This is a genomic window from Phyllobacterium chamaecytisi (assembly GCF_020164455.1).
Classification (GTDB): domain Bacteria; phylum Pseudomonadota; class Alphaproteobacteria; order Rhizobiales; family Rhizobiaceae; genus Phyllobacterium; species Phyllobacterium chamaecytisi.
Map to the genome: position 1 here is coordinate 1 of NZ_JAIQWW010000079.1, position 399 is coordinate 399.

1 pseudogene is annotated in these 399 nt (G+C 62.9%); it reads right to left on the minus strand.

Annotated features, from left to right (window positions below):
• Nucleotides 1-29: 29 nt before the first annotated feature.
• Nucleotides 30-399 (minus strand): annotated as a pseudogene (locus tag LB462_RS31015) (Re/Si-specific NAD(P)(+) transhydrogenase subunit alpha); the annotation flags it as partial.

Genomic DNA, 399 nt, shown 5'->3' on the forward strand with positions numbered 1-399 from the left:
TGCCTTGTCGAGGGTTGCATCGGCAGCCATCATGCCTCTCCTTTTGTGCTTTTAGCGGCAGTCTTTGCTGCAGGCGATGGGGCTGCAGTGGATGGGGCTGCAGCGGGTTTGGCAGCAGCGGTCTTGGCGGCTGTTTTGGCTTTTGGTGCCGCAGCCTTGCCGGGGGCGGCCTTGGCCGTTGCCGCCTTTGCGACGGGCGCTTTGACTGGCTTGGCCGCCGCAGGAGCAGCCTTCTTGCCGGCGGCGGGCTTTGCCACCGAGGCTGCAGGTGCTGACGCTGCAGTTGCGGCACTGGCGAAGTTCGGGTGCACCACCTTGCCGCCATGGGTCAGAACGGTGGCCTTGACCAGTTCATCATCGAAGTTGATCTTGACTGTCTTGCTCTCCTTGTCGACCAGT